Origin of the sequence: Enhygromyxa salina, from assembly GCF_000737335.2 — a bacterium.
Taxonomy (GTDB): domain Bacteria; phylum Myxococcota_A; class Polyangia; order Nannocystales; family Nannocystaceae; genus Plesiocystis; species Plesiocystis salina_C.
This window is the reverse complement of sequence record NZ_JMCC02000131.1, coordinates 1-23,780: the sequence shown is the minus strand read 5'-3', so window position 1 is coordinate 23,780 and position 23,780 is coordinate 1. Positions and strand designations below refer to the sequence as shown.

Annotated in this window: 20 protein-coding genes and 1 pseudogene; 13 read left to right on the top strand and 8 right to left on the bottom strand. The window is 67.6% G+C overall.

Annotated elements, in window-relative coordinates; genetic code table 11:
- The 4 genes and pseudogenes from DB30_RS35870 to DB30_RS35855 all read right to left on the bottom strand — a co-directional run.
- A pseudogene (locus tag DB30_RS35870) lies at positions 1-446 on the bottom strand (hypothetical protein); the annotation flags it as partial.
- 49 nt (positions 447-495) lie between these two features.
- Positions 496-1,506: a TerC family protein gene (locus tag DB30_RS35865; RefSeq protein WP_052557756.1), complete on the bottom strand. Its 1,011-nt coding sequence runs from the start codon at positions 1,504-1,506 to the stop codon at positions 496-498.
- A gap of 63 nt (positions 1,507-1,569) precedes the next feature.
- Complete coding sequence (locus DB30_RS35860) at positions 1,570-2,076, bottom strand: hypothetical protein (protein ID WP_052557754.1); 507 nt, start codon at positions 2,074-2,076, stop codon at positions 1,570-1,572.
- Between the two features lie 41 nt (positions 2,077-2,117).
- Positions 2,118-2,933, bottom strand: coding sequence for a competence/damage-inducible protein A (locus tag DB30_RS35855; RefSeq protein WP_052557751.1), 816 nt, complete (start codon positions 2,931-2,933; stop codon positions 2,118-2,120).
- Positions 2,934-2,998: 65 nt separating this feature from the next.
- Here DB30_RS35855 and carA point away from each other — a divergent pair, with 65 nt between their 5' ends.
- Positions 2,999-4,213, top strand: coding sequence for a glutamine-hydrolyzing carbamoyl-phosphate synthase small subunit (gene carA, locus DB30_RS35850; protein ID WP_240480407.1), 1,215 nt, complete (start codon positions 2,999-3,001; stop codon positions 4,211-4,213).
- A 113-nt stretch (positions 4,214-4,326) separates the two neighbouring features.
- A complete protein-coding gene (locus tag DB30_RS35845) occupies positions 4,327-5,001 on the top strand; it encodes a hypothetical protein (protein ID WP_052557749.1) in 675 nt (224 codons plus the stop codon).
- 43 nt (positions 5,002-5,044) lie between these two features.
- On the opposite strand, the gene DB30_RS35840 is transcribed toward DB30_RS35845, so the two are convergent.
- The gene (locus DB30_RS35840) at positions 5,045-5,731 is read right to left on the bottom strand and encodes a M23 family metallopeptidase (RefSeq protein WP_146662148.1); all 687 of its coding nucleotides are present in this window, start codon (positions 5,729-5,731) and stop codon (positions 5,045-5,047) included.
- A 17-nt stretch (positions 5,732-5,748) separates the two neighbouring features.
- Positions 5,749-6,618, bottom strand: coding sequence for a hypothetical protein (locus tag DB30_RS35835; protein ID WP_052557745.1), 870 nt, complete (start codon positions 6,616-6,618; stop codon positions 5,749-5,751).
- Between the two features lie 333 nt (positions 6,619-6,951).
- On the opposite strand from DB30_RS35835, the gene DB30_RS35830 reads away from it, so the two are divergent.
- From DB30_RS35830 to DB30_RS35785, 10 genes are all read left to right on the top strand, one after another.
- On the top strand, positions 6,952-8,514 hold the full coding sequence (locus tag DB30_RS35830; RefSeq protein WP_146662146.1) for a serine/threonine protein kinase: 1,563 nt from the start codon (positions 6,952-6,954) through the stop codon (positions 8,512-8,514).
- A gap of 23 nt (positions 8,515-8,537) precedes the next feature.
- The gene (locus DB30_RS35825) at positions 8,538-9,233 is read left to right on the top strand and encodes a hypothetical protein (RefSeq protein WP_146662144.1); all 696 of its coding nucleotides are present in this window, start codon (positions 8,538-8,540) and stop codon (positions 9,231-9,233) included.
- Positions 9,226-10,398, top strand: coding sequence for a coproporphyrinogen-III oxidase family protein (locus DB30_RS35820; protein ID WP_052557739.1), 1,173 nt, complete (start codon positions 9,226-9,228; stop codon positions 10,396-10,398). The genes DB30_RS35825 and DB30_RS35820 overlap by 8 nt, the downstream gene beginning before the upstream one ends.
- Positions 10,399-10,576: 178 nt before the next feature.
- Positions 10,577-11,836 (top strand): hypothetical protein, encoded by a 1,260-nt coding sequence (locus tag DB30_RS35815; RefSeq protein WP_052557737.1) that lies wholly within the window; start codon positions 10,577-10,579, stop codon positions 11,834-11,836.
- 102 nt (positions 11,837-11,938) lie between these two features.
- Positions 11,939-12,661 carry a nucleotide exchange factor GrpE gene (locus tag DB30_RS35810; protein ID WP_146662140.1) on the top strand — a complete coding sequence of 241 codons (723 nt, stop codon included), beginning with the start codon at positions 11,939-11,941 and terminating at the stop codon, positions 12,659-12,661.
- A 47-nt stretch (positions 12,662-12,708) separates the two neighbouring features.
- Positions 12,709-14,553 (top strand): molecular chaperone DnaK, encoded by a 1,845-nt coding sequence (gene dnaK / locus DB30_RS35805; protein ID WP_052557733.1) that lies wholly within the window; start codon positions 12,709-12,711, stop codon positions 14,551-14,553.
- 46 nt (positions 14,554-14,599) lie between these two features.
- Positions 14,600-15,709 (top strand): molecular chaperone DnaJ, encoded by a 1,110-nt coding sequence (gene dnaJ, locus DB30_RS35800; protein WP_052557731.1) that lies wholly within the window; start codon positions 14,600-14,602, stop codon positions 15,707-15,709.
- A gap of 1,087 nt (positions 15,710-16,796) precedes the next feature.
- Complete coding sequence (locus tag DB30_RS35795; protein ID WP_146662138.1) at positions 16,797-17,483, top strand: GTP-binding protein; 687 nt, start codon at positions 16,797-16,799, stop codon at positions 17,481-17,483.
- Entirely contained in the window at positions 17,480-18,793 is a 1,314-nt protein-coding gene (locus tag DB30_RS35790; RefSeq protein ID WP_052557729.1) for a sensor histidine kinase, read from the top strand. The genes DB30_RS35795 and DB30_RS35790 overlap by 4 nt, the downstream gene beginning before the upstream one ends.
- A gap of 264 nt (positions 18,794-19,057) precedes the next feature.
- Complete coding sequence (locus DB30_RS35785; RefSeq protein WP_153258464.1) at positions 19,058-19,234, top strand: hypothetical protein; 177 nt, start codon at positions 19,058-19,060, stop codon at positions 19,232-19,234.
- A 65-nt stretch (positions 19,235-19,299) separates the two neighbouring features.
- Here DB30_RS35785 and DB30_RS35780 read toward each other — a convergent pair whose 3' ends face one another.
- Positions 19,300-19,617, bottom strand: a complete 318-nt coding sequence (locus DB30_RS35780; RefSeq protein ID WP_052557725.1) for a hypothetical protein — start codon at positions 19,615-19,617, stop codon at positions 19,300-19,302.
- 264 nt (positions 19,618-19,881) lie between these two features.
- On the opposite strand from DB30_RS35780, the gene DB30_RS35775 reads away from it, so the two are divergent.
- Positions 19,882-22,680 (top strand): serine/threonine protein kinase, encoded by a 2,799-nt coding sequence (locus DB30_RS35775; protein WP_052557724.1) that lies wholly within the window; start codon positions 19,882-19,884, stop codon positions 22,678-22,680.
- Positions 22,681-22,807: 127 nt separating this feature from the next.
- Here DB30_RS35775 and DB30_RS35770 read toward each other — a convergent pair whose 3' ends face one another.
- Positions 22,808-23,602 (bottom strand): hypothetical protein, encoded by a 795-nt coding sequence (locus DB30_RS35770; RefSeq protein WP_052557721.1) that lies wholly within the window; start codon positions 23,600-23,602, stop codon positions 22,808-22,810.
- Between the last annotated feature and the right edge of the window lie 178 nt (positions 23,603-23,780).

Here is a 23,780-nt window from a genome sequence, read left to right as displayed (position 1 = left end):
GGTTTGGTGGCGGCCGGTTTGGCGGCGGCCGGTTTGGCGGCGACCTGCCTGCCGGCAGTGGACGCGGCCGGCTTTCCAGTGAACCTGGAAGCCGGCTGGGTCGCGCGCGGCGGTGCGGCCTCCGGCGCAGCCCGGCGCGCCGTCTGGGGGGCCGGCACCACACGCACCTGCAGCTGATCCGCCCGGCGGGCGATCCGGACCACATAGTCGACGCTGTTGCTGGTGGCGGGCTGCTCCACGCCGCTGGTGTCGTCACGAGGGACCAGCGGCCCCCACCCGACACCCTCGAGCAAGGTCACGATGTGGGCGCTGCCCAGCGCGGTCTTGGTGACGGGATGCAGCTGCCCAGAGGTGAGCTTGAGCGCCGCAACCTTGTCAGTCTGGAGTACGAACTCCGTGACGTCGTCACGTTGGAGGTACCGCAGGTAGCGGTCGAGGTCGGCCACGGGGTCACAGCATACCGTGGTTGCGGACCGTTGCGGACCCGGGATCGGGCTACTCGTCGTTCCCGGAGGTTGCGGCGGGCGCGGGGATCAGCAAGCTCGCGAGCACCGACGCGACCAGCACGACCGCGACCAGGCCCAGCGACAGCCCGATCGGCACCTCGTAGGGGTCGAGCCAGGTCTGATGCGCGACACCGAGCGCGTACAGACCCATGCCGCCGATCCCCTCTGCGAGCACCATCTTCACGCCGATGAACGCGAGCACCAGCCCGAGCCCGTAGGGCAGGAAGCGGAACCGATCGATCACGTTCTCGAGCAGGAAGAACATCGCCCGCAGCCCCAGGATCGCGCACACGTTGCTCGTGAACACGATGAAGGGGTCGCGCGAGATGCCGAAGATCGCGGGGATCGAGTCCAGCGCGAAGATCACGTCGGCGGTCTCGACCATCAACAGGCACACGAACAGCGTGGTCACGAACCACTTGCCGTCTTTGTTGACGAAGAACTTGGGGCCCTCGTACTCGCGGGTGACCCGCAGCCACTGCTCGGCCTTGCGCTTGACCCACGAGTCGCCGGCGGTGTCGTCGGGCTCGTCGTCGCCGGAGACCAGCAGCTTGAGCCCGGTGTAGATCAGGAACCCACCGAACAGGTACAGCGACCAAGTGAACATCTCGATCAAGCCAAGACCGACCAAGATGAACACCGCGCGGAGCACCAGCGCGCCGAGAATTCCCGCGAACAACACCCGATGCAGGTGCTCGCGGGGGATCTTCATGTAGCGGAAGATGACGATGAAGACGAAGATGTTGTCGACGCTCAGCGACTTCTCGATCACGTAGGCCGAGAGCCACTCCAGCGCGTGCTGGCTGTCGAAGTACCACCAGACGAACCCGCAAAAGCACAGCGAGAGCGTGACCCACACCACCGACCAGATCAGGGCCTCACGCGACGAGACCCGATGGGTGTCGCGGTGAAACACCCCGAGATCGAGGGCGAGCATGAAGAGGACGCCGACCAAGAAGGCGCCCCAGAGCAGAGGTGATCCGACGCTATGGAAGCCCAAGTGGTGAAGTCCTGCGACGCGTGATGCCGAGTGCCTGTGACCCTGGTACGCCGAACCGTTCGGCTACTCGAGCCGCTTCAGATCGTCGCCGACTTTGACCTTGGCGGTAATCGAGCGCGGCTTGGAGTCGTCGTGATAGTCGAATTCTACCAAGGTGCCACCGAATTCAACATAGGCGTTGGCGCTCAGCGGCTTCCCAACCTCGCGGCTGGTGAACAGGTGGTACTTGAGCTCGATGTCGAACAGGATCGTGCCAGCGTCGCAGGTCAGCTCGTAGTCACCCCAGGCGGAGTGTTCGAGGTCGCCGGTGCCGGCGCCGCTCTGGCACTTTGCCTGGCCCTTGAACGTGCCCTCGGCCTGCAGGCCTGTGACGTGGGCTTCGCGCTCGTCGCCGTCGGTCAGCGTGAGCGCGTCGAGCCCCGCTTTGTTGAAGGTCAGCCCTTCGGTCTCGACGGGGTCGTAGCTCTTGGGTGGTTTCATCCACTCCACCTCGGGATGTTCTTTGGGCAGACAGGCCGTGAGCCCGAGGGCGACGGCCGCGGTCAGCACCAGAGCACTGGGCGCGCGCATGGGCGGGAACGTATCACGAGAGGTCGAGCCGCGCGATCTCGTCACCCGCCCCGATCCTCGAGGAGGTCGGCCGGATCGAGGGCCTGGGTCAGCGCGTCGCAGGCGGCCTGGGTGCGCGCCGGGTCGGCGCCCTCGAAGGTCACCTTGACCCGAACCCGGAGCCGGCCGGTCTCGTCGGGGTCCCAGCGGGGGTACGAGCCAATCTCGATGTCCGGGAACGCCGCGACGACGGCGTCGAGCGAGGGCGCGAGCTGGCTTTCATCCCGGCTGGTGTGGAGGGCGACCAGGACCCAGTCGCGGGCCCGCGGGAGCTCGTCCTCGAGACCCTCGAGCGACTCGATCTTGGCCCGCAGCAGCGGCGGGATCCCAGGCAGGATGTACAGCCGCGCGTCGTGGGGCAGGGGCGGGTGAGGCTCGAAGCGCTCGCCGCGGGCAAGGTCCAGGCGCATGACTGGCCAGCCAGGGAGCGCCCGCAGCTTGGTCCCAGCGGGGACGTCGGCCATGCGCAGCGCGGTCTCCGTCGCGCGCTCCTGGTAGTGATCGCGCAGCAGCGCGTCCATCTGCGGATCGCGGACCAGCTCGCGGTTTGTCGCTCGCGCGATCGCCTCCATGGTGACGTCGTCGTGGGTTGGGCCGACCCCTCCCGAGGTGAACACCAGCGGGACCCCGTGAACGAGCCGCAGCAGCGCCGCGCCGATCGCCTCGTGCTCGTCGGGGACGACGGCGATCTCACGCACGGCCAGGCCCCGGCGGCGGCACACCTGGGTCAGGTACCAGCCGTTCTCGTCGCGGATCTTGCCGGACAAGAGCTCGTTGCCGATCAACAGGATCGCGGCCTTGGCTCGGCTGTCAGGCATGCCGCGCCATGGTAGCTGGTTTTGGCCCGTGGTCGGGCTGTTGCGATCGTGATATGCGGTCGGCCGTGATCCGGGCCGCTGACGAGTCGCTGGACGATCCCCGCTACCACGGACCGGGGCTGCTGGTGCTAGCCGATGGTCGGGTGTTTCGCGGCCAGAGCTTCGGTGCGAAGGGTACGGTCGTCGCCGAGTTGGTGTTCAACACGGCGCTGTACGGCTACCAAGAGATCATCAGCGATCCTTCTTACGCCGAGCAGATCGTGTGTCTGACCGCGGTCGAGATCGGCAACGTCGGCACCAACCCCGACGACGACGAGTCCGAGCAGCCCGCCGCCCGTGGGCTGGTGATCCGCTCGCTGTCCCCGGTCGTCTCCAACTACCGGGCGACGGCGGGGCTGCACGAGTGGCTCGTCGCGCGCGGCGTCGTCGGCCTCGCCGAGGTCGACACGCGCGCGCTGACCCGGCACCTGCGCGAGCACGGCTCGGTGATGGCGGCTCTGACGACAGATCCGGCCCATTTGGACGACGTGGCTGGCTCCGTCCCCGGCTTGCGAGAGCTCGCCGCCAGCGCTCCTTCCATGCAGGGTCGCAACCTCGTCGACGCCGTCACCGCCAAGCAGCCCTACACCTGGACCACCCCGAGCTGGGGGAAACAGGCGCCCGCGCCGGTCGACGCTCGGGTCGTCGCGTACGACTTTGGGATCAAGCGCAACATCTTGCGCAAGCTGCGAGACCGGGGGATCGAGACCACAGTCGTGCCGGCTTCCACGCCGATCGCGGAGGTGCTCGCCCGCGAGCCCGACGGCGTGTTCTTGTCGAACGGGCCGGGGGACCCGGCCGCGGTCGAGCACGTGATCGCCCAGCTGCGCGAGCTCGTCCAGCTGCGCGAGCTCGTGGGGGGGTCGTCGCCGTCCACGCGAGATCTGCCGATCTTCGGGATCTGTCTGGGCCACCAGCTGCTGTGCCTCGCCCTTGGGGGCCGCACCTACAAGCTCGAGTTTGGCCACCACGGCGGCAACCATCCGGTCCGCGACGAGCGAGATCGGTCAATTGCGATCACCTCGCAAAATCATGGGTTCGCCGTCGACATCGACAGCCTCGGGGACGGCGTGAAGCTGACGCACATCAACTTGTTCGATCGCACCGTGGCCGGCGTCGAGCTCGAGGGGCGGCCAGTGTTTGGGGTCCAGTATCACCCCGAAGCCTGCCCTGGGCCCCAGGACTCCGACGCCCTGTTCGATCGCTTCGTCGGCGCGGTGCTCGAGCACCGCGGCGCATGAAAGAGTGAAGCGTGGCGGCGGGCTTTTGGCGAGCGCTGCGACGGGTCCGGCCGGTGGTGCCGCGACCCCCGGGGCAGCGACAGGTCGAGCCCGACCCCCCCCCGCGAGCCCCGGTGTTGGCTCGGGTCACGACCGAACGCGTCAGCGCGGCTGGTGAGGCGCTCGACGTGCTCGCGGCGGCGGCGTTCTCGGGCGGTCCCGGACGAGCTCGGGTCGCGCCGCTGCTTCAGCGCTTCGATCGTGAAGTCGGCGTGCTCGGGCCCGACGACCCCGACTTCGCGCTGCTGCAGGTCACGCGCATGGACTGGGCGCTGTGTGATGTCCCGGCCACCCCCGACGCCGTGCCCGGTGACACCTGGGCGTGGCGGACGCTGCGGGGCGAGGTCGCGGATCACAGCTTTCTGCCCACGCCGCTGCGGACCGCCGCGGCCAGGTCGATCGTCGGACTGTTCGAGGTCTATCCCGGCGAGCCAACGTGGGTCCGCGATCGAATCTCGGGGGTCGTCGTGCGCTTGCTCGACGGCGTCGGTCCGTTCGCCCCCGCCGATCCAACGGGTCCGGCCGGGCTGTGGGAGCTGCGGCTGGTCCCCGATCAGGCCGGGGGCTTCCACGTCGCGCGGGTGCCGATCGACTACCCACTCGAGCTCCTCGACGCGCTCGAGGACGCGTTCGGGCGCCGGTTCGAGTCGACGCCCTGGCCGACCTTGCAGGATCTTCGCCGCGCGCGGCTCCGCTACTTGCGGGCCGAGGGGCGCACCCCGATCTCCCGGATGCTGCGCTGGAGCTGACTGGTTTCAGCTCGGGCGAGGGCTTCTCGCCCGCTCGCGGAACTCACTCGGTTGGTTCTGGCGGCGGCGGCAGGCGGCGCAGCTGCCCGGGCCACCGGTGGATCGGCTGGCGCAGGGCCAAGAGCGGATCGATGTCGACCCCATCCACGGTCACCCGCAGTCGCAGCGAGCTGCCCGCAGCCAGCGCGATCGCGGCGCCGCGGGTGACGGGCAGCCCGGCGTGCACGAGCGTGTCGGCGACCGGCCCAACGTGGCTCTCGACGCCTTGGCCATGATCGAGGTGGAGCTCGAAGGTGCGCGGCTGTGTGCCTTCAGAGCTGATCGGCGTGACCTCGACGACCTCGGCGTCTGCGATCGAGAGCACGAACGCGCCGGGGTCGCTGGCGAGCACCAACCCCTGCTCGAGCTCGAACCCACCGTGGACCGGGTCGATCCGCCAGCCGTCGAAGCCGGTGAGATCCACGTTCTCGAGCGGCCAGGTGGCCCACGCGCGGGGCCGCAGTGGCTCGATGCTGGCGAAGGGATCTCCAGCCGGAGCCGCTCGGTCAGCGGGGAGGCCGACCGCCTGGGGATCAGCTTCGGCTCGCGACGTGGCGTCGCTCGGCGACCCGTCGCTTGGCGGCAGCTCGCGTTGGCAGCCGCTCGGCGTCCAGATCAAGCACGCGATCAATCCGACTGCAGGCTTGCGTGACACGGTCTTCAGATGACTGAAGTGGGGGGCTGCAGCCATGACGGCTCATGCTGCGCTCAAGCAGGCACGGCGCACAACCCCACGTTCTGGTAGCCGGGCGGCGCCGTGCCGTCTTCATAGTAGCCAACGCATTGCTCGGGCGAGGTGCACGGATCCGGCTCCGAGAGATCGCAGTAGGGCGTGCAGCAGCGCGAGCCGCCGCAGTCGTCGAGCACCTCGGCGGCGGTACACCCCAACCCGGGCTTGCAGCTCTGGATCGTGAAGCAGGTGTCGCCGTCGTTGCCTAGGCCGTCCTCGAAGCCCGGCACCGAGCACACGAAGCCCTGGGCGCCGACGCCGTAGCACCCGAGCTGGCCGCCGCAGTCTTGCGTGAGCGGGTCACAGCTGTCTTGGCACAGCGGCAGCGTTCCGTCGTTGAAGGCGATGCAGGTCGCGTCGGGCAGGCCGTCCTCGGCGCAGTCTTGGGTGCCGACGTCACAAAATGCCAGACACACGCCGTCACCCGTCGAGCCCGAGGTCACGGTCATGCAAAACAACCCCTCGGCGCAGTCATCGTTGTCTTCGGTGCGCACGCAGGGATCACCCAGCTGACCGTCGCCGATCACGTCCACGCACTTGTTGGCGTCGACGCAGCAGTAGCCCGGCTCGACGACGTAGCCCGTGCACTTTTCGCCCTCGGGGCAGTCTTGCTCGGCCGGGTCGCAGGTGTTGGTCGAGATCCCATCGGTCATCGGCACGAAGCCTGTCGTGGTGGCGGGATCGCCGTCGCCGTCGCCGTCGCCCGTGCTCATGTTCGAGTCCGCCGACTCGCTGCCGGGATCTCCGTCGCCAGTGGTCCCCGTGTCTTCGGCGTCCGCGCTGTCGGCAACGACCTGGTCTTTGGCGCAGCCAGGCGCCGCCAGAGCGATCCCAAGCGCGAGCAACACGCTAGCTTCGAGACGTGAGGAAGCCCGGGGCGGGCCATTGAACCAAGATCCTGCGCTGCTGTTCATCGAGCTTGTCCGAGTCGCCCCAAATCTAGCAATTTGCGCCTCCGGCCGGGGGTTTGGCTGTCACCGCCTTCCTATATGTCGCAGAGCGCATTTTCCGCTCGCTGGGCAAACTTGGCGCTGGACGGCTCCGCGCGCGGCGCGTAGCGATCCACGCGAAAGAATGCGCTCCCCACCGCCCCGAAGGCTGCGGTCGGCGCGGTGCGTCCCTACGGTCAAACTCAGGCGCCCTTGTCGCCCCTTCCCACGATCGTCTAAGCTTTGGCCGTCTTGAGCAACATCGAGCCGACGCCCTTCGGCGACAAGTATCTGCTTGTCGAGCACATCGCCACCGGCGGTATGGCCGAGGTCTATCGGGCCCAGTACACGGGCATCGAAGGCTTTGCCAAAGAGCTGGTCGTCAAGCGGCTGCGCGAGGAATTCGTCGAGCGGCCCGAGATCGTTCAGATGTTCCTCGACGAGGCCCGGGTCGCCGCCACGCTGACCCACAACAACGTCGTCCACACCTATGACCTAGGCGAACTCTACGGCGAGTACTTCATCGCCATGGAGCTGCTCGTTGGTGAGGAGCTCGTCGCGGTCCTGCGCCGGGCGGTCACGACGGGGCACATGATCCCGATGGACCTCGCCATCGGGATCATCATGCAGGCGCTCGAGGGCCTGCACTACGCTCACGCCCAGACCGATCAAAACGGTCAGCCGCTCGGCCTCGTCCACCGGGACATCAACCCGACCAACATCCACGTTGGCTACGACGGCCTGTGCAAGATCGTCGACTTTGGGATCGCGGCCACCCGGGCAACGGCGGTCTCCAAGGGTCCGGGTCAGTTCGCCGGCAAGCTCTCGTACATGGCGCCGGAGCAGATCCACGGCGAGAACCTCGACGGGCGCGCCGACATCTTCGCCGTCGGCGTGATCCTCTACGAGATGTGCGTGGGCCGTCGCTTGTTCCGCGGCAAGCCGGCCGAGGTCCGCGAGCGGATCCTGTCCGGTGACGTGCCCGCGCCCACCTTCGTCGACCCCGAGTTCCCGCCCGAGCTCGAGGCGATCATCATGCGGGCGCTCGAGATCGACAGTAACGATCGCTACCAAAATTGCGATCACATGTACCGCGAGCTCGACACCTTCATGCAGGAGTACGGGCTCGCTGCCACGCCGCGCCGGATCAGCGCGTTCATGAACGAGATGTTCGGCGAGGGCGCGCCGGCTGAGGTCAACTACGACGATCAGTACGACGACCTCGAGGACGAGGCGCTGGACTTCGACCAGTTCGACCAGCTCGATCACGCTGACGCTGGCGACGAGCAACCCGACTGGGCCAAGAGCCTCGACCTTCAAGGCAGCAGCAGCAGCGACGACGCGGGGACGCCCAAGCGTCGGCGCTCGATGACCATTGGCAACCTCGAAGAGCTCGTTGCCACCATGAAGAAGGAAGAGCCCGACGACGCGGGCGGGCGCACGCCCGAGCCCGCCGGTCCGGCTGCCAGCGCGTCGGCTCCAGCTCGTTCGGCTGCAGCTCGTCCGGCTGCGGATCGTTCGGCTGCACCGGCGGCGACCCAGGGCGCGACGAAGAGCCCGCGAGCCTCACGCTCCGGCTCCAGTCGCGCGCCGCGGGCCGGGTCACCCGGATCGTCGTCGCGGGCTGTCATTCGTCAGGCGACCACGCGTCACACGCTCTCGACCAGCGCGCTCGAGGCTGGGGTCACGGGGTCGTTTGGCCAGGGGGTCGTCAGCGAGCAGACCAAGCGAGGCAACCCGCTCGTGTGGATCGCGGTGATCGTGATCTTCGCCGCGCTGGCCTATTTCGGCTACACGATTTTGACCGCGAAGTGAGCGACGGGGTACCTTCCATGTTCGTGCAGTCGTCCTGGAACGCATTCTCGGCATTTCAGGTGTTCGGTGACCACGTTCCGATGGACGGCTTCTCGCTCGTCGTTCGGATCTCCGCCGACCCTTCCGCCGTCGAGGACATGATCGCCGCGCGGGCCCCCCAGCAGGCGGCCCTCGATCCCGAGCTGGCCGTCATGATGCTCCGCGCGGGGCTTGGGCTGGTGCTCTCGCCGTCGGTGTCATTCGTCTACGCCAACCCCGACGAGACCATCGCGGTGCTGCGCCGCGAGTCGGTGTTCGAGGTTGGCCAGTCGCTCGAGGTCCACGATCACCTGATCTCGAGCTGGGCCGCCCGCATGGCGCTGATCAGCGGCGTGTCGCTGCCGATCAGTGGGCGGGTCTACGAATTCCCCGACATGGGCGTCGTTCGCAAGGCGGTCCGCAGCGCGATGGACAACCACGAAGAGCAGACCATGCAGCGCTCGGCCCTGCGCTTGGGCGCGCAGCTGCGTGGGCGTGGCGAGCCGTTCCATACCTCGATGGTCGAGACCCTCGAGGAGCAGTCACACCTGCTGCGCGACGGCGGCATCGACGTCGACGGCTTGCCCTCGTGGTGGTGGCGGGGCATCGCGGCGCGTGCGGCCAGCGTCAGCGATCCCAATCAGGTCGAGATCTGGTCGCAGCTGCCAAGCAGCGAACAGATGAGCGCGCTGATTGGCTGAGCGGGGCCACGGCGTCGCGGGCCTCTACGTCCACGTGCCGTTTTGCGCGCGCGCGTGTCCCTACTGCGACTTCGACTTCGAGGTCGGGCGCGGACCCAAGCTCGAGGAGCGCGCGGCGGCCTGGCTCGCCGGGCTCGAGCGCGAGCGGGCCACGCGGGCCGGTCAGCTGGCGGATCGCTCGTTCGAGACCCTGTACATTGGCGGCGGGACCCCGAGCACGCTCTCGATCGCGTGCCTGCGCGGGCTGTTCGAGTGGCTTGGCCGTGGGCTCGGTGTCGTGCCCGACCAGCTGCGCGAGCGAACCATGGAGCTCAACCCCGAGCACGCCGCGCCTGCGTTGCTCGACGCGGTCGTCGAGCTTGGCATCGATCGCGTCTCACTGGGGATCCAGAGCCTGACCCCCGAGGGCCTGCGGCAGCTCGGTCGCGCCCACACGCGCGGGCAGGCCTTGGCCTGCATCGAGCGCTGCGTGGCCCGAGGCTTGCGGACCAGCGCGGATCTGATCGTTGGCTGGCCGGGCCAGACCCCCGCGCAGCTCGAGCAGGATCTGGGGGAGTTGGTCGACGCAGGGGTCGAGCACCTGTCGATCTACGGGCTGACGATCGAGCCGGACACGCCGTGGCCCAAGCTCGTGCGTCGCGGCCTGCGAGTGCTGCCCAACGAGGATCAGCAGGCAGATCTCTTGCTGCTCGTCGAGCGCGGACTGCTCGATCGCGGCTTCGTTCACTATGAGGTCGCGTCCTACGCTCGCCCAGGCGCCGAGGCGATCCACAACGGCAAGTACTGGGGGTGGGCCGACGTGATCGGGCTGGGACCCTCGGCGGCGTCGGTTTGGCATGTCGACGGCGCGGTCGAGCGGCAAGTCAACGCGCGCGGCCTCGGCAACTGGCTCGACGGAGAGGGCCCCGCACGCGAGCGCCTCGAGCGAGAGCAGGCCGCGGCAGAGGGCTTGTGGCTGGGCTTGCGGCGGCTGACCGGACTGGACGTCGATCGCTTCTGTCAGGTGTTCGCGGTCGAGACGACGTGGGTCGAGGCGCGGGTGAAACGCCAAGTCGAGCTCGGAAATCTAGTCTGGGAGCAGGGGAGGCGCCGACTCCGGGTGGGGGACGGGCGCTGGCTGTGGCACGACAGCATCGCGGTCGAGCTATTAATGACCCCCACCTAGACCTTGCTTGCGAACGCCTTCGTAGACGGCAGCGAACTTCGCCGACTGTAGCCGCTGGCGGGTCTGGTCGCTCCGCTCCTCGGGGCCGCTTGTCCGCGGGACGCACGACGCGCGGAAGAATCTAGCCTGCGCTTTGGCGACGTGCACGAGGACGATGGGAGGTATAAATAGTCTCGCCGTGTCGGACGACACCATCAGCGCGCGACAGCGACGCATCCTGATCGCGCTCTGCCGCGCGTACGTGCTCGAGGGCCGGCCGGTGGCCTCGGCGGCGCTGTGCAGCGCGGGCCTCGAGTGGTCTTCGGCGACGGTCCGCAACGAGCTCGCCGCGATCGAGCGCGCGGGGTTGGTCCACAAGCCACACGCAGCGAGCGGGCGCGTGCCGACGGCGGAGGGCTGGCGGATCTACGTCGAGGCGCTGCCGCGATCGGGGCCCCGGCCCGAACATCAGCGGCTGGTCGATGTGAGCCTGGGTGACAGCGGCAGCGATCCACGGCTGGGGCTGCGCTCGACGGCGCGGGTGTTGTCCGAGATCTCGGGGTGTGTGGCGATCGGCTTCTTGGGCGAGGCGCGGCCCGGGATCGTGCGCGCGCTCGAGCTGGTGCCGCTCGCGGGCACCACCGAGGCTGGCCGTCCCGGTGCGTCCAGCAGGCGCGCGTTGGTGCTGATCGGGCTCGAAGATGGATCGAGCTCGGTCCGCACGATCGAGATTGACGGCGAGCTGTTTGCGCGCGACGGGGCCATGCGGCGGCTGCAGGATCTCTTGCGTGAGCTGACCCTCGGGCACACCTTCGAGCAGGCCCGCCACGCCCTGCGTGAACTCCTCGACGCGCAGGCACAGCGCGTTGATCGGCTGATCGCAGAGGCGCTGAGGATCGGTCTGTTGCTGTGCGTGACCTCGTTCGATCCCCTGTGGATGCAGGTCGCCGGGCGCGGCAGTTTGCTGTCCCGGGATGGCAGCGCCGAGGGCGAGTCGATCGCCGAAGTGCTGACGCTGCTCGAGGACTACCAGCGCGTCGCGGAGATCTTGTGTCAGCTGCTGCCCGAAGCCCACGCCGATCCCCGGGCCTCGGTCCGGGTCGATCTGGCGTTCGATCGGGCGTTCGATCGGGCGTTCGATCGGGCGCTGGATCGGGCCTTCGATCGGGCCTTCGATCGGGCGGCCGAGCGCTCGGGGGCGATCCCGGGCGCGGGTCCCGGGCGGGGCACGGTGGGGATGCCGCTGGTCCACGTGGCCACGGATCGCGAGCTCGAGCCCCGAGCGAGCGGGCTCACGCTGGTCGGTTGTCGGCTGCGCTGGCCGGGCCCAGATTCTGGGCCGGACTCGGGCGCGCGCACGACTGGCGCGGTGGCCTTGCTCGGCAGCCCGCGGATGGATTACGAGGCCGTGATTCCTCTGGTAGAGTACGCCGCGCGAGCGATGGCCGCTCGCGGCTAATTTTCGCGCTGCGCTCGTGCGACGACGACGACAACGGCACGCCCGACCATCGTTTCACCAGGCGCAGCTAGCAGCACCCAGCGCATCAGCACGGAAGCCCCAATGAGCCCAGAACAGGATTCCCCAGACCCGGACCAAGACGCAGTCGCGCAGGCCATGCGCGAGGCCGAAGAGGCCGTCGACAAGGTCCGCAGCGAGTCGCAGAGCGGCGTCTACGACGTCGCCTCGGACGACACCGACGATGGCATCGAAGTCGTCGATGACTTCGTGGATCTCGAGGCCAAGCTCGCCGAGGCCGAGGCCGAGACCGCGGCCCTCAAAGACAAGTGGCTGCGGGCTGTCGCCGACAACGAGAACTACAAGAAGCGGGTCAAGCGGGACATCGACGACGCGATCCATCGGGCTGTCCAAGGGTTGCTCGGGAACTTCTTGCCGGTCGGTGACAACCTCGAGCGGGCCTTGAGCGTCGCACCAGCAGATGGCGGCGAGGCCCTCACCCCGCTCATCAAGGGGCTCGAGATGGTCCGCCAGGAATTTCTCAGCGCCCTGGCCAAGCACGGGATCAAGCCGATCGAGAGCGTCGGTCAGCCCTTCGATCCCAGCGTTCACGACGCGCTGCAGCAGATGGACTCGCCCGACTACCCCCCGGGGACCGTGATGATCGAGTACGAAAAGGGCTACGTGCGCGGTGACAAGCTGCTGCGACCGGCCCGGGTCATCGTCGCCGGGCCCGGCTCGACCGGCGCCCCCGCTCCTGCCAGCGCCGAAGCTGCTGGGGAACCAGCCTCAAAGGCTGGCGCGGCTGGCGACAACGAGGCCAACTGACGTAGAGTCACGCGACGAGCGCGACCGAACAGAGCGCGGAGACACGGATGGGCGAGCGAATCATCGGCATTGATCTCGGGACGACGAACTCTTGCGTCGCGGTGCTCGACGACGGCGAGGCTCGGGTTGTCCCCAACGGCGAGGGCGCCCGAACGACCCCGTCCGTCGTCGCGGTCAGTGACAAGGGCGAGCAGCTCGTTGGCCAGATCGCCAAGCGCCAGGCGATCACCAATCCATCCAACACGGTCTACGCCGCCAAGCGGTTGATCGGCCGCAAGTTTGGCGACGAAGAGGTCAGCCAGCTCGCGCGGTTCTTGCCCTACGACATCGTCCCGTCCGAGAACGGTGACGCGTGGATCGAGGTCGAGGGTCGCAGCTACTCGCCCAGCGAGATCGGCGCGTCCGTCCTGCGCATGCTCAAGGAGTGCGCCGAGGACTTCGTCGGCGAGCCGATCACCCGGGCCGTGATCACCGTACCGGCCTACTTCGACGACGCCCAGCGCCAGGCAACCAAGGACGCCGGTCGGATCGCCGGTCTCCAGGTCGAGCGCATCATCAACGAGCCCACGGCCGCGACCTTGGCCTACGGCATCGGCCGCGAGAGCGACGAGACCGTGACGGTCGCGGTCTACGACCTCGGCGGCGGCACCTTCGACATCTCGATCCTCGAGCTGCGCGAGGGCGCGTTCGAGGTGCTCTCGACCTCGGGCGACACCTTCCTTGGTGGCGAGGACTTTGACAACGCGATCGTCGACTGGGCCGCGGCCAGCTTCAAGGCCCAACACGGCGTCGATCTGCGCGACGACAAGCTGTCCAAGCAACGCCTCAAAGAGGCCGCCGAGAAGGCCAAGCACGAGCTCTCGTGGGGGCTCGAGACCGATCTCAACCTGCCCTTCATCGCCGCCGTCAGCGGTCAGCCGGTCCACCTCGAGCTCACGCTGACCCGGCGCAAGCTCGAAGAGCTGACCCGCAGCTTGGTCGAGCGAACGCTCGGGCCCTGCAAGACCGCGCTCGCCGACGCCGAGCTCGACGCATCGGACATCGGCGAGCTGCTGCTCGTCGGTGGTCAGACCCGCATGCCTCTGGTCGCCAAGCTCGTCGGCGAGTTCTTTGGCACAGAGCCCAACACGGGGGTCAACCCCGACGAGGTCGTGGCCTGCGGTGCAGCGATCCAAGGCGGGATCCTCGAGGGCGAGGTCGAGGGCGTCGTGCTGCTCGATGTCGTGCCCCTCAACATTGGGGTCGAGACCGCCGGCGGGGTGTTCACCACCTTGATCCCGAAGGGCACCACGATCCCCACCCGCAAGTCCGAGGTGTTCAGCACCAGCGTCGACAATCAGCCGGTGGTCCCGGTTCACGTGCTGCAAGGCCTGCGCGAGATGGCCGAGGACAACCGCAGCCTCGCGCGGCTGCAGCTGACCGACATCCCGCCGGCACCGCGCGGCGTCCCGCAGATCCGGGTCAGCTTCGACATCAGCGCCGACGGCATCCTCGCGGTCTCTGCCCAGGATCTCGGGACCGGCAAGTCGGCGGGCATGAACGTCCAGCCAACCTCTGGCTTGACGCAGACCCAGCTCGACGAGCTCTCGGACGAGGCCGAGCACAAGAAGACCGAAGACGCTGCGCGGCGCGAACTCGCGGATCTGCGCAATCGGGCCGAGACGCTGATCTACACCTGCGAGCGCTCGCTCGAGGCCTTCGGCGGGGGGCTGAGCGCCACCGATCGCGCCGACATCGAGAAGGATCTGCTGAAGCTTCGGTCTTCGCTCGACCTCGCGCAGGTCGACTCGATGGCGATCCGCGACTACCTGAGCGCGCTCGAGACCTCGTCTCACCAAATTTACGAGGCGATGCTGGCCGACGCCGAGAACGCCGAGGACGCCGAGTCCTGAGCGGCGACCCGCTCGCGACTGACCAAGGCACCCAAGCACCAAGAATATGGCGCGTCCCGACTACTACGCGATCTTGGGGGTCACCCGCGGGGCCGACGAGACCGAGATCAAGCGCGCGTACCGAAGGGTCGCGCTCGAGAGCCACCCGGATCGCTTCCCCGATGACGAGCAGGCCCACGAGCGGTTCCGCGAGGCATCCGAAGCCTACGAGGTGCTCAGCGATCCGCTCAAGCGGGCTCGCTACGACAGCTCCCGCTTGCTGCCCGAGGGGCTGGATCTGACGCGCCCGCCCAATGTGGCGACGGCCCGCGAGCTGTTCGCCAACATGTTTGGCGACGTGTTTGGCAGCCGCCGCAACGATCGCCGCAAGGGCCGAGACATCCGCTACACCCTCAGCGTCGAGCTCGCCGACGCCGTGCTGGGATCCAGCCACACGATCAGCTTCGAGGGCCGCGGCGCGTGTGAGAGCTGCGAAGGTAGCGGGACCGAGCCGGAGGGCCGCGAGGCGATCGAGTGCCCCAACTGCGCGGGCGGTGGCGAGGTCAAGACCGGAGGGCTGTTCAGCCGCCGCAGCAAGTGCGGTCGCTGTGACGGGCTCGGCATGATCCAGCAAGATCCCTGCGTGACCTGCCGGGGGCGCGGGGTGATTCGGCGGGAGCGCTCGTTCGATGTCCGGCTGCCGCCAGGCACCGACTCCGGCACGATGAAGGTCCTGCGAGGGCAGGGGGAGCCGGGCCGGTTCGGCGGCGACGCCGGTCACCTGCGGATCACGATCAACGTCAAGCCGCACCCCTGGCTGCGCCGCGACGGCCAAAACCTGCTGGCCAAGCTGCCCGTGCCGTTCACCCGCGCGGCGCTCGGCGGCAAGATCCCCGTGCCCACGATCGAAGGGTGGGTCGACATGGAGGTCCCGGCTGGGGTCCAGAGCGGGGCCAAGCTGCGCCTGCGTGGCAAGGGCGTGCCGGATGGTCGGGGCGGCCGCGGGGACCAGTTCGTCGAGCTGCAAGTCGAGACCCCCAAGCAGCTCGAGGGGACCCGCACCAAGGAGCTGCTGCTCGAGCTCGATCGAACCATGCAGCGCGAGCCGGTGCTGCCCGAGCACCGCGAGCTGCTCGCGGCGCTGGCTGCCCACGAAGGCCGCAAGCATCAAAATTGACCCCCACAGAGGGCTTCGCACTTTGCAGGTCACTCGCTTCGCTCGCTCCCGACGGGCTAGCTGTTCGCGGTCGCATGTGTGGCCCCCTAGAAGGGGGCTCTCGTCTGGGCTCCTACGGCCTCCGGGGCGGCGCTCCATTCGTTTTTGACCCCCGCGGACGGCTTCGCACTTCGCTCGCTCCCGACGGGCTAGCTGTTCGCGGTCGCATGTGTGGCCCCCTAGAAGGGGGCTCTCGTCTGGGCTCCTACGGCCTCCGGGGCGGCGCTCCATTCGTTTTTGACCCCCGCGGACGGCTTCGCACTTCGCTCGCTCCCGACGGGCTAGCTGTTCGCGGTCGCATGTGTGGCCCCCTAGAAGGGGGCTCTCGTCTGGGCTCCTACGGCCTCCGGGGCGGCGCTCCATTCGTTTTTGACCCCCGCGGACGGCTTCGCACTTCGCTCGCTCCCGACGGGCAGGCTGTTCGCGGTCGCATGTGTGGCCCCCTAGAAGGGGGCTCTCGTCTTTAGACCCCCACAGGCGGCTTCGCACTTTGCAGGTCACTCGCTTCGCTCGCTCCCGACGGGCAGGCTGTTCGCGGTCGCATGTGTGGCCCCCTAGAAGGGGGCTCTCGTCTTTAGACCCCCACAGGCGGCTTCGCACTTTGCAGGTCACTCGCTTCGCTCGCTCCCGACGGGCAGGCTGTTCGCGGTCGCATGTGTGGCCCCCTAGAAGGGGGCTCTTGTCTGGGCTCCTACGGCCTCCGGGGGGCGCTCCATTCGTTTTTACCCCCCGCGGACGCCTTCTCACTTCGCTTGCTCCGGACGGGCAGGCTGTTCGCGGTCGCATGTGCGGCTCTAGGCCTACTAGGGGGCTCGTCTGGGCTCCTACGGCCTCCGCCTTCGCACTCGCTCGCTCCCGATGAGCTGGCTGTCCCTCGAAGGGTTTTGGACTTCGCAGGTCGGTTGGCGGGCGGGTTGCGCGTTTGGCGCTTAGCGTGAACCTCTGACCAGGGGGGCGAGCATTCGTCTGCGAAAGCCTCCAAAGGGGTCCAAGAAACTGGTCCAACGCGATAAGCTTGGGGACGGCCGGTCGCGGTCCGACTCACTTCATGGTCTACATCGACATCCAGCATCGCGAAGTGACGCTCAAGCTGGTCTATTACGGCCCGGCGCTGAGCGGGAAGACCACCAACCTGCAGCAGCTGCACGCTTGCATGCTTGGCCACACCGGTGGCGAGTTGGTGACGCTCGACACTCGGGATGACCGCACGCTGTTCTTCGATCTGCTGCCGCTCGAGTTCGAGACGCGCGGTGGCTTCAAGATTCGGCTCAAGTTGTTCACTGTCCCAGGCCAGGTGATCCACAACGCGACCCGCAAGATCGTGCTGCAGGGTGCTGACGGCGTGGCGTTCATCGCTGACTCGCGGGTGGCTCAGACCCGCGGCAACAACGAGTCCTTCGCCAACCTCAAGCAGAACTTGCGCGACAACGGGCTCGACTTCGATGACATCGCGCTGGTGATCCAGTTCAACAAGCGCGACCTGCCCGGGATCCGCAGCGACGCGGAGGTCAAGCGGATTGCGACCAAGGGCAAGGAGCCGGTGTTCACGGCCGTCGCAACCGAGGGGCGCGGGGTGCCGGAGACCTTCAAGGGGCTCGCGGCGCTGAGCTGGAAGAAGCTCGACGCGAAGTTCAACTTCGCAGATCGCTTTGGCGTCACCCACGACGACTTCATGGAGCGGATCGACGAACTCTTCGCCCCAGTTGGGAGCGGCGACGGAGGTAGCGGGTCGTGAACGGCAACGAGGCGAAGGTCGAGCCGATCGGCGCGCCCGATCGTCGCCCTCCGCTCGAGCGCCTGGTCCGGCGCGATGATCTTCGACGCACACTGACCCCGTTTCTTGGCGAGCAGTTTGGCTGCATCGATGGGATGGCGGTGTTCGATCACGAGGGCGTCCTGTTCGTGCAGGTCGGCGCCAGCCCGATGCAGCACTGGGAGCAGCTCCCGCCCGAGGCGCTCGCGGCTCTGCGGCGCGGGGGGTCGCGCAAATTTGGACTGGGCGGGCACAAGTACGTGGTCCGTCCATGCTTCGCTGGCGCCGACCGGGTCGGCAGCTTCGTGGTGGCCATGCCCGGCGGCGACTCCGAGAGCTCTGGCGCCCACGAGCACCCGAGTGAAGACGGCGAGCGCTCACCGCTGCTGGTTGTCACCGACGCGCTGTCGGGGGTGCTCGGCGCGGTGTTGCAGGCTGGCTTCGCAACCTGGGTCACCTCGGAGATGCACCTCGCAGCTAGCGAGAGCAATCATCGGGCCCTTCAGCAGCGCAACGCCGAGCTCGAGCGAGCGGTCGCGCACCTGCGCGAGGTCGACCAGCTCAAGAGCAATTTTCTGGCGACGGTCAGCCACGAGCTGCGCACGCCGCTGACCAGCATCATCGGGTTCTCAGAGATGCTCGCCAAGGGCATCGCAGGTCCGCTCAACGAAGAGCAGACCGAGTACGCGAACACCATCCTCGAGCGCGGCGAAGAGCTCCTGCGCCTGATCACGCAGGTGCTCGAGATGTCCAAGATGGAGGTCGGGACGATGCGGCTGAGCCTCGCCTCGGTCGAGCTGTCCGAGGTCGTGGGGCGCGCCTTCTCGGCTGCGTCGATCTCTGCTGACCGTGCGCGGGTCCACCTCGTCCAAGAACTCGATCCAGAGATCCCCCGTGTCGTCGTTGACGCTGACAAGATCCAGCAGGTGCTGATCAACCTGATCTCCAACGCGATCAAGTTCAACCGACCCGACGGCTGCGTGATCGTGCGGGCCGAGCTCGCGCCCATGCGCCGGCCCTTCGAAGAAGACTTCTTCGGCGAAGAGACCGCCGACGCGCTTCGCGTGACGGTCAGCGACACCGGCATCGGGATCCCCGAAGATCAGCTCTCACGCATCTTCGACGCGTTCTATCAGGTAGATGCGAGCTCCACGCGTCAGCACGGCGGCGCCGGGCTCGGCCTGTCGATCGTCCGCAAATTGATCGAGGCGCACGGCGGCGAAGCGTGGGCCGAGAGCATCGTCGGCGCCGGCACGACCTTTCACTTCACGTTGCCGATCGCTGATAGCTGAGCCATTCGGCGCCATTCGTGCGCAGGTCGTGCGCCGACGAGTGAGCGCAGACGGGTGCGCGCAGGGATCGCCTTGGGATCGTCTCGCCCGCCCCCAATTGTGGGTTCAAAGGGCTGATTTGCGGGTCGTCTGCGTGGATCGAGCCCTTGGCTCGATCGATGGTTTGGGGCAAGCTCCGACGCCGTCACGATGAATGCACAAGAGCAGCTATCAGAGCTCGAGCGTCTCGCTACCGAGCTCGAAGTCGATGTCAGTTACGACCCGATGGCAGGGCTCGTCCAGGGCGTCGGGGGTCTGTGTCGGGTGCGCGGTCGCTATCGGATCATCGTTGATCGCCGGCTCAAGCCGCCAGAGCGACTGCAGGTCGTGGCCGACGCGCTGCGGCGCTTCGACACGGAGCAGCACTTCGTCTCGCCCCAAGTGCGGCGCTTGTTGGCCTGAAGCGCCAACCCATACGCCAATTGCTTTCAGCTCGGGCGAGGGCTTCTCGCCCGCTTACGGCGAAGTCAGTGGGGCCGCAGCAGGCCCAGCAGGGCAGGGTCGTTGGCGAGCAACGCGGTGATTTCCCCGCGCAGGCGCTCGAGCTGCGCAGGCTCGAGGTCGGCGGGGAACTGCTCGGCGAGGACCTGATCGATCAGCAGCTGTTGGGCCGCGACCGCGTCGATGCGCCCGCTCGACAGCGCTTCGGCGACATCGATGCCCTCCAGGGCCTCGCTAGGCGCGACCTCGCTGGCGCCCGCGACGGCCTTGGCGGCATCCAGCGCGGGCGCAGCAGCGGCGCCGCTGAGCTTGGGGTCCAAGTCGATCTCGTCGGAGCTGCTCATGCGCGTCGTTGCGACGATAGCACTGGTCGCGCGCCGACGGCACGCTCATACCGCTCGAACTGCGCAAGGGAGCAGGCCAAAGCTGTTTTCAGCTCGGGCGAGGGCTTCTCGCCCGCTTGCGGACACCCTTGTTGGACCGGTTCACCGAAGGCAGCGAACTCTTCGTCTCCATCTTGGTCAAAGCATTGACTTTCTCGCCGTCCACAGGTGTGATCAGACCAGTTGCGAGCTATTTCAGCGCGCAATTCGCTGGAGCGTTCTTTGTTGGACCTGCCCAAGAAACTCGCGCAATACCAGATCCTCGGTCGCATCGCTCTAGGTGGGATGGCCGAGGTCTACAAAGCCGTTTCGCGCGGCGTCGAGGGCTTCGAGAAGGTCGTCGCGATCAAGCGCATCCTCCCGCACGTCGCCGAGGACGAAGAGTTCATCACGATGTTCAAAGATGAGGCGCGCATTGCGGCGCAGCTTCAGCATTCGAACATCGCTCAGATCTACGAGCTCAAGTCGGAGGGCGAGACCTTCTACATCGTGCTCGAGTACGTGCCGGGCAAGGACCTGCGCGCGCTGTTCGAGCATGGTCGCGGCATCAAGCGGCCGATGCCGCTCGCGCAGGCTTGCTACGTGATCATGCAGGTCTGCGAGGGCCTCGAGTACGCGCACAACAAAAAAGACCGCCACGGTCGGCCGCTCGGGCTGATCCACCGCGACGTCTCGCCGCCCAACGTGCTCGTCTCGTATGAAGGCGAGGTCAAGCTGATCGACTTCGGCGTCGCCAAGGCCGCCGGCCGGGCCTCGCAGACGCAAGCCGGAATCCTCAAGGGCAAGTTCGGCTACATGTCGCCCGAGCAGGTCCGCGGCGCGACGATCGATCGGCGCAGCGATGTGTTCTCGCTTGGCGTGGTGCTGTGGGAGATCCTCTGCAACCAGCGGCTGTTCCAAGCAGAGACCGACTTCGCCACCCTGGAAAAGGTCCGCACCGTCAGCGTCGATCCGCCCAGCCGGATCAACCCGGCGGTCTCGACCAAGCTCGAGCAGGTCGTCATGCGATCGCTCGCGGCAGATCTCAACGAGCGCTACCAGACCGCGTCCGAGCTACACGACGCGCTGCAAGCGTTCATGTTCGAGGAGGGGCTGTTCTACAGCCGCAAGAACCTCGCAGAATGGATGCAAGAGTCGTTCGCCCGCGACATCGAGGCCGAGAAGGAGATTGCGCGTCAGGTGCCACCCGCTCCACCTCCCAGCAAGCCGAGCCCCAAGAAGACAATGGTGAACGCGGGGAACCGACCGCCGCCCCCGCCGGCTGGCGCCAAGAAGCCCCCGCCACCTCCGCCGGGTCGTCGGCCGCCGCCGTCGACTCCTGGTCGTCAATCTGGGATCGCCACCGAGGCCCACCCATCCCTCGCGTCGCTCAACGCCGCGCAAGAGCCCAAGCGTAGCCCGCCCAAGCCTGGCCGCGCGCGGGCCAAGACGATGGTCATGACCAACTCCAAGCCGGATATCCCCGGCGTGGGGAAGAAGCTGCCGGCCCGTCCCAAAGGCGCGCGGCCGGCTGGCGGTGGCGGTGGCGGTGGCGCGGACTTCGACTGGGATGACGACGAGCTCGAGACCAAGCTGTTCGAGGGGCAAGAAGAAGAAGCGCTCGCGGCTGCGCCATCGGTCCATCGCAGCACCCCGGGCGGTCCCGGGGTCGCAGTGGCCGGCGCCTCGGCGCCCGGCGCTGGCATCCAAGCGACGATGCCGCCCCCAAGCTCGATGACCCCGGGCGGCCCTTCCGCCGCGCGTGGCCTGCCGAGCCCCGCCGCCGCCCGCGGTCTGCCCAGTCCGGGCGGACACGCTGGGCTGCCGCCGCCTGGGCAGTCTGGCCAGGCTGGCTTGCCCTCACCTGGTGGGCATCCGGGATCTGGCATGGGCGCCGGGATGGGCGCGGGCATGGGCGCCGGGATGGGCATGGGCATGCAGGGCCAGCAGGCCCCGCAGCACGGCCAGGGTTATGGAGCGCCTCAGCAATATCAGCAGCAACAGGCGCCGCAGCAGCAGTATCAACAGCAGCAACAGCCCCAGCAGCAGTACCAGCAGCAGCAGCAGTACCAGCAGCAGTCTGGCCAGCAGCACCAGCAGCCGGCTCCCGTACCGATGTACGATGAGCCGGACGATGAGAAGAAGAGCAACATTGGGCTGATCATCGGCATCGTTGGCGGTGTCGTGGCGATCCTCGGTGTGGTGGCCTTCTTCGTAATCGGGCAAGGCTTCGCTGGCGACGACGAAGGCGAGGCCGCCGACACCAGCGCCGAAGCCAAGCCAAGCGACGCCGCCAGCTTCAACCTCGAGGTCAGTCCCGCGACCGCGACAGTGCTCGTGGATGGCAAAGAGATCGCTGGCGAGGCGCAGCGCGTCGTCAGCGGGCTCTCGGATGGTCCGCACAAGATCGAGGTCAGCGTCGCTGGCGGCGAGTTCTTACCCTTCTCCCAAGAGGTCACGCTGGCCGCGGGCCAGAACATGCCGCTGCCGATCAAGCTTCAGGCCGCCACGGTCACGCTCACGATCAACGTCGAGCCCGTCGCGGCGACCGTGACGTTGCTCGCCGGCGACGTGAGCACCGAGATCGGCAAGGGCGTCGCCAGCCACAAGCATCCGCTGACGCGCGAACCTGGCGTGGCGTACACGCTGTTGGGCGTCGCGGAGGGCTACGAAGACGTCAGGACCCCGATCGTGTTCACGGGTGACTCGGCCCAGAACATCAGCCTGGTGCTCGTCGCCAAGTCCGGCACCGCGCCCGGCCCGGATCCAACCTCGGATCCCACGCCAGAGAAGACGGTCGAGAAGAAAAAGCCGGTCAAGAAGGCGCCAAAGCCCAAGACCGCGGAGCTCAAGATCGGCGTGGCGCCCGGCAATCCGCCCGCCGACGTCTACGTAGACAACAAGAAAGCGGGCCGCGCGCCGGTGTTCGTCAAAGTCACCGCGGGCTCGCACACCGTCAAGTGGAAGTGGGACGACGGCAAGACCGACACCCAGAAGGTGACGGTTGGCGACAAAGAGTCAAAGCTGCTCAAGGGCAGCAAGTGAGTCTGGTTTAGGCTCGGGCGAGGGCTCCTCGCCCGCGCGTACACGGGTTTAGCCTGGCCCACATACGCGCTTCGCACTTCGCCGACTGCGAAGCGCGCAGGCGTAGTTGGTGGTCAAACCGAGCGGCCTACTCGCGGATCAGTACGTAGAGGTCGGGCGGCAGGTAGGGGCGCTTGGCCTTGCGCTCGGCTTCGAAGCTCGTTCGCAGGCGCTCGATCGACTCGAGTCCGGCTTCGCCGATCGTGGCTTGCAGCTTCTGTTCGAGCAGCCGGCGATGGTCGGGATCTTCGGCCTGCAGCAGCTGACTCTCGAGGAACGCGATCGCTAGCTGATCGGCGCCGCCCTCACTGACGAGCGTGGCCGCGAGCTCGCGGACCAGCGGAGGGGCGCCAAACGCCGCGGCCTTGCGGATCAGGCTGGCGCCCCTCTCCATCGCCGCGGCCTTCTCTTCGCTCGTGTAGCCCGGGACCGTCTGGACGTCGCGGGTGAGCAACATGCCGGCGGCGAACAGCAGCTCGTGGTCTTCGGGGAAGTGGGCGAGGCCCCGGTCGTACAGGGCGATCGCACGATCGACCATGGCGCGATCGATCTGATCGCCGCTGTAGATGAACGCCACGCCACCCCACGCATAGGGGCGTCGAAACTGAGGCGACAACGAGTAGATCGCCTCGAGGTACTCCATGATCCACTTGTAGTTGGTGGCGCCCACGCGATCGCCAGCGAAGATCACGGTGCGGATCCAGATCAGATCGCCGAGCGCCTCACGGTAGCCGAGGCTCATGGGCGCGAGGTGCTGAGCGGGCGGCAAGTACAGCAGGTCTTGATCGGGCGGAAACTCGTCGCGGCGTTCCTTGACCTTGGTGTGGGTCAGGAGCATCGCCGCGAGGAACCCGGGCAGCAGCACCAGCGCGAGCCGTCGCATGTCTGCATTGTACAGGGTTGGGCCAATTATGAAGAGCGGGAGCCACGTGGCCCCCGCTCTTGCTCAGCTCGAGTTGGATCGAGCGAAGGTGTCGACTACTCGACCTCTTGGTCGACGTAGAGGCCGATCGCCGCGTTCACGCCCTGCTGGTCACCAGCGCCGCTGCGCTCGTAGGTTG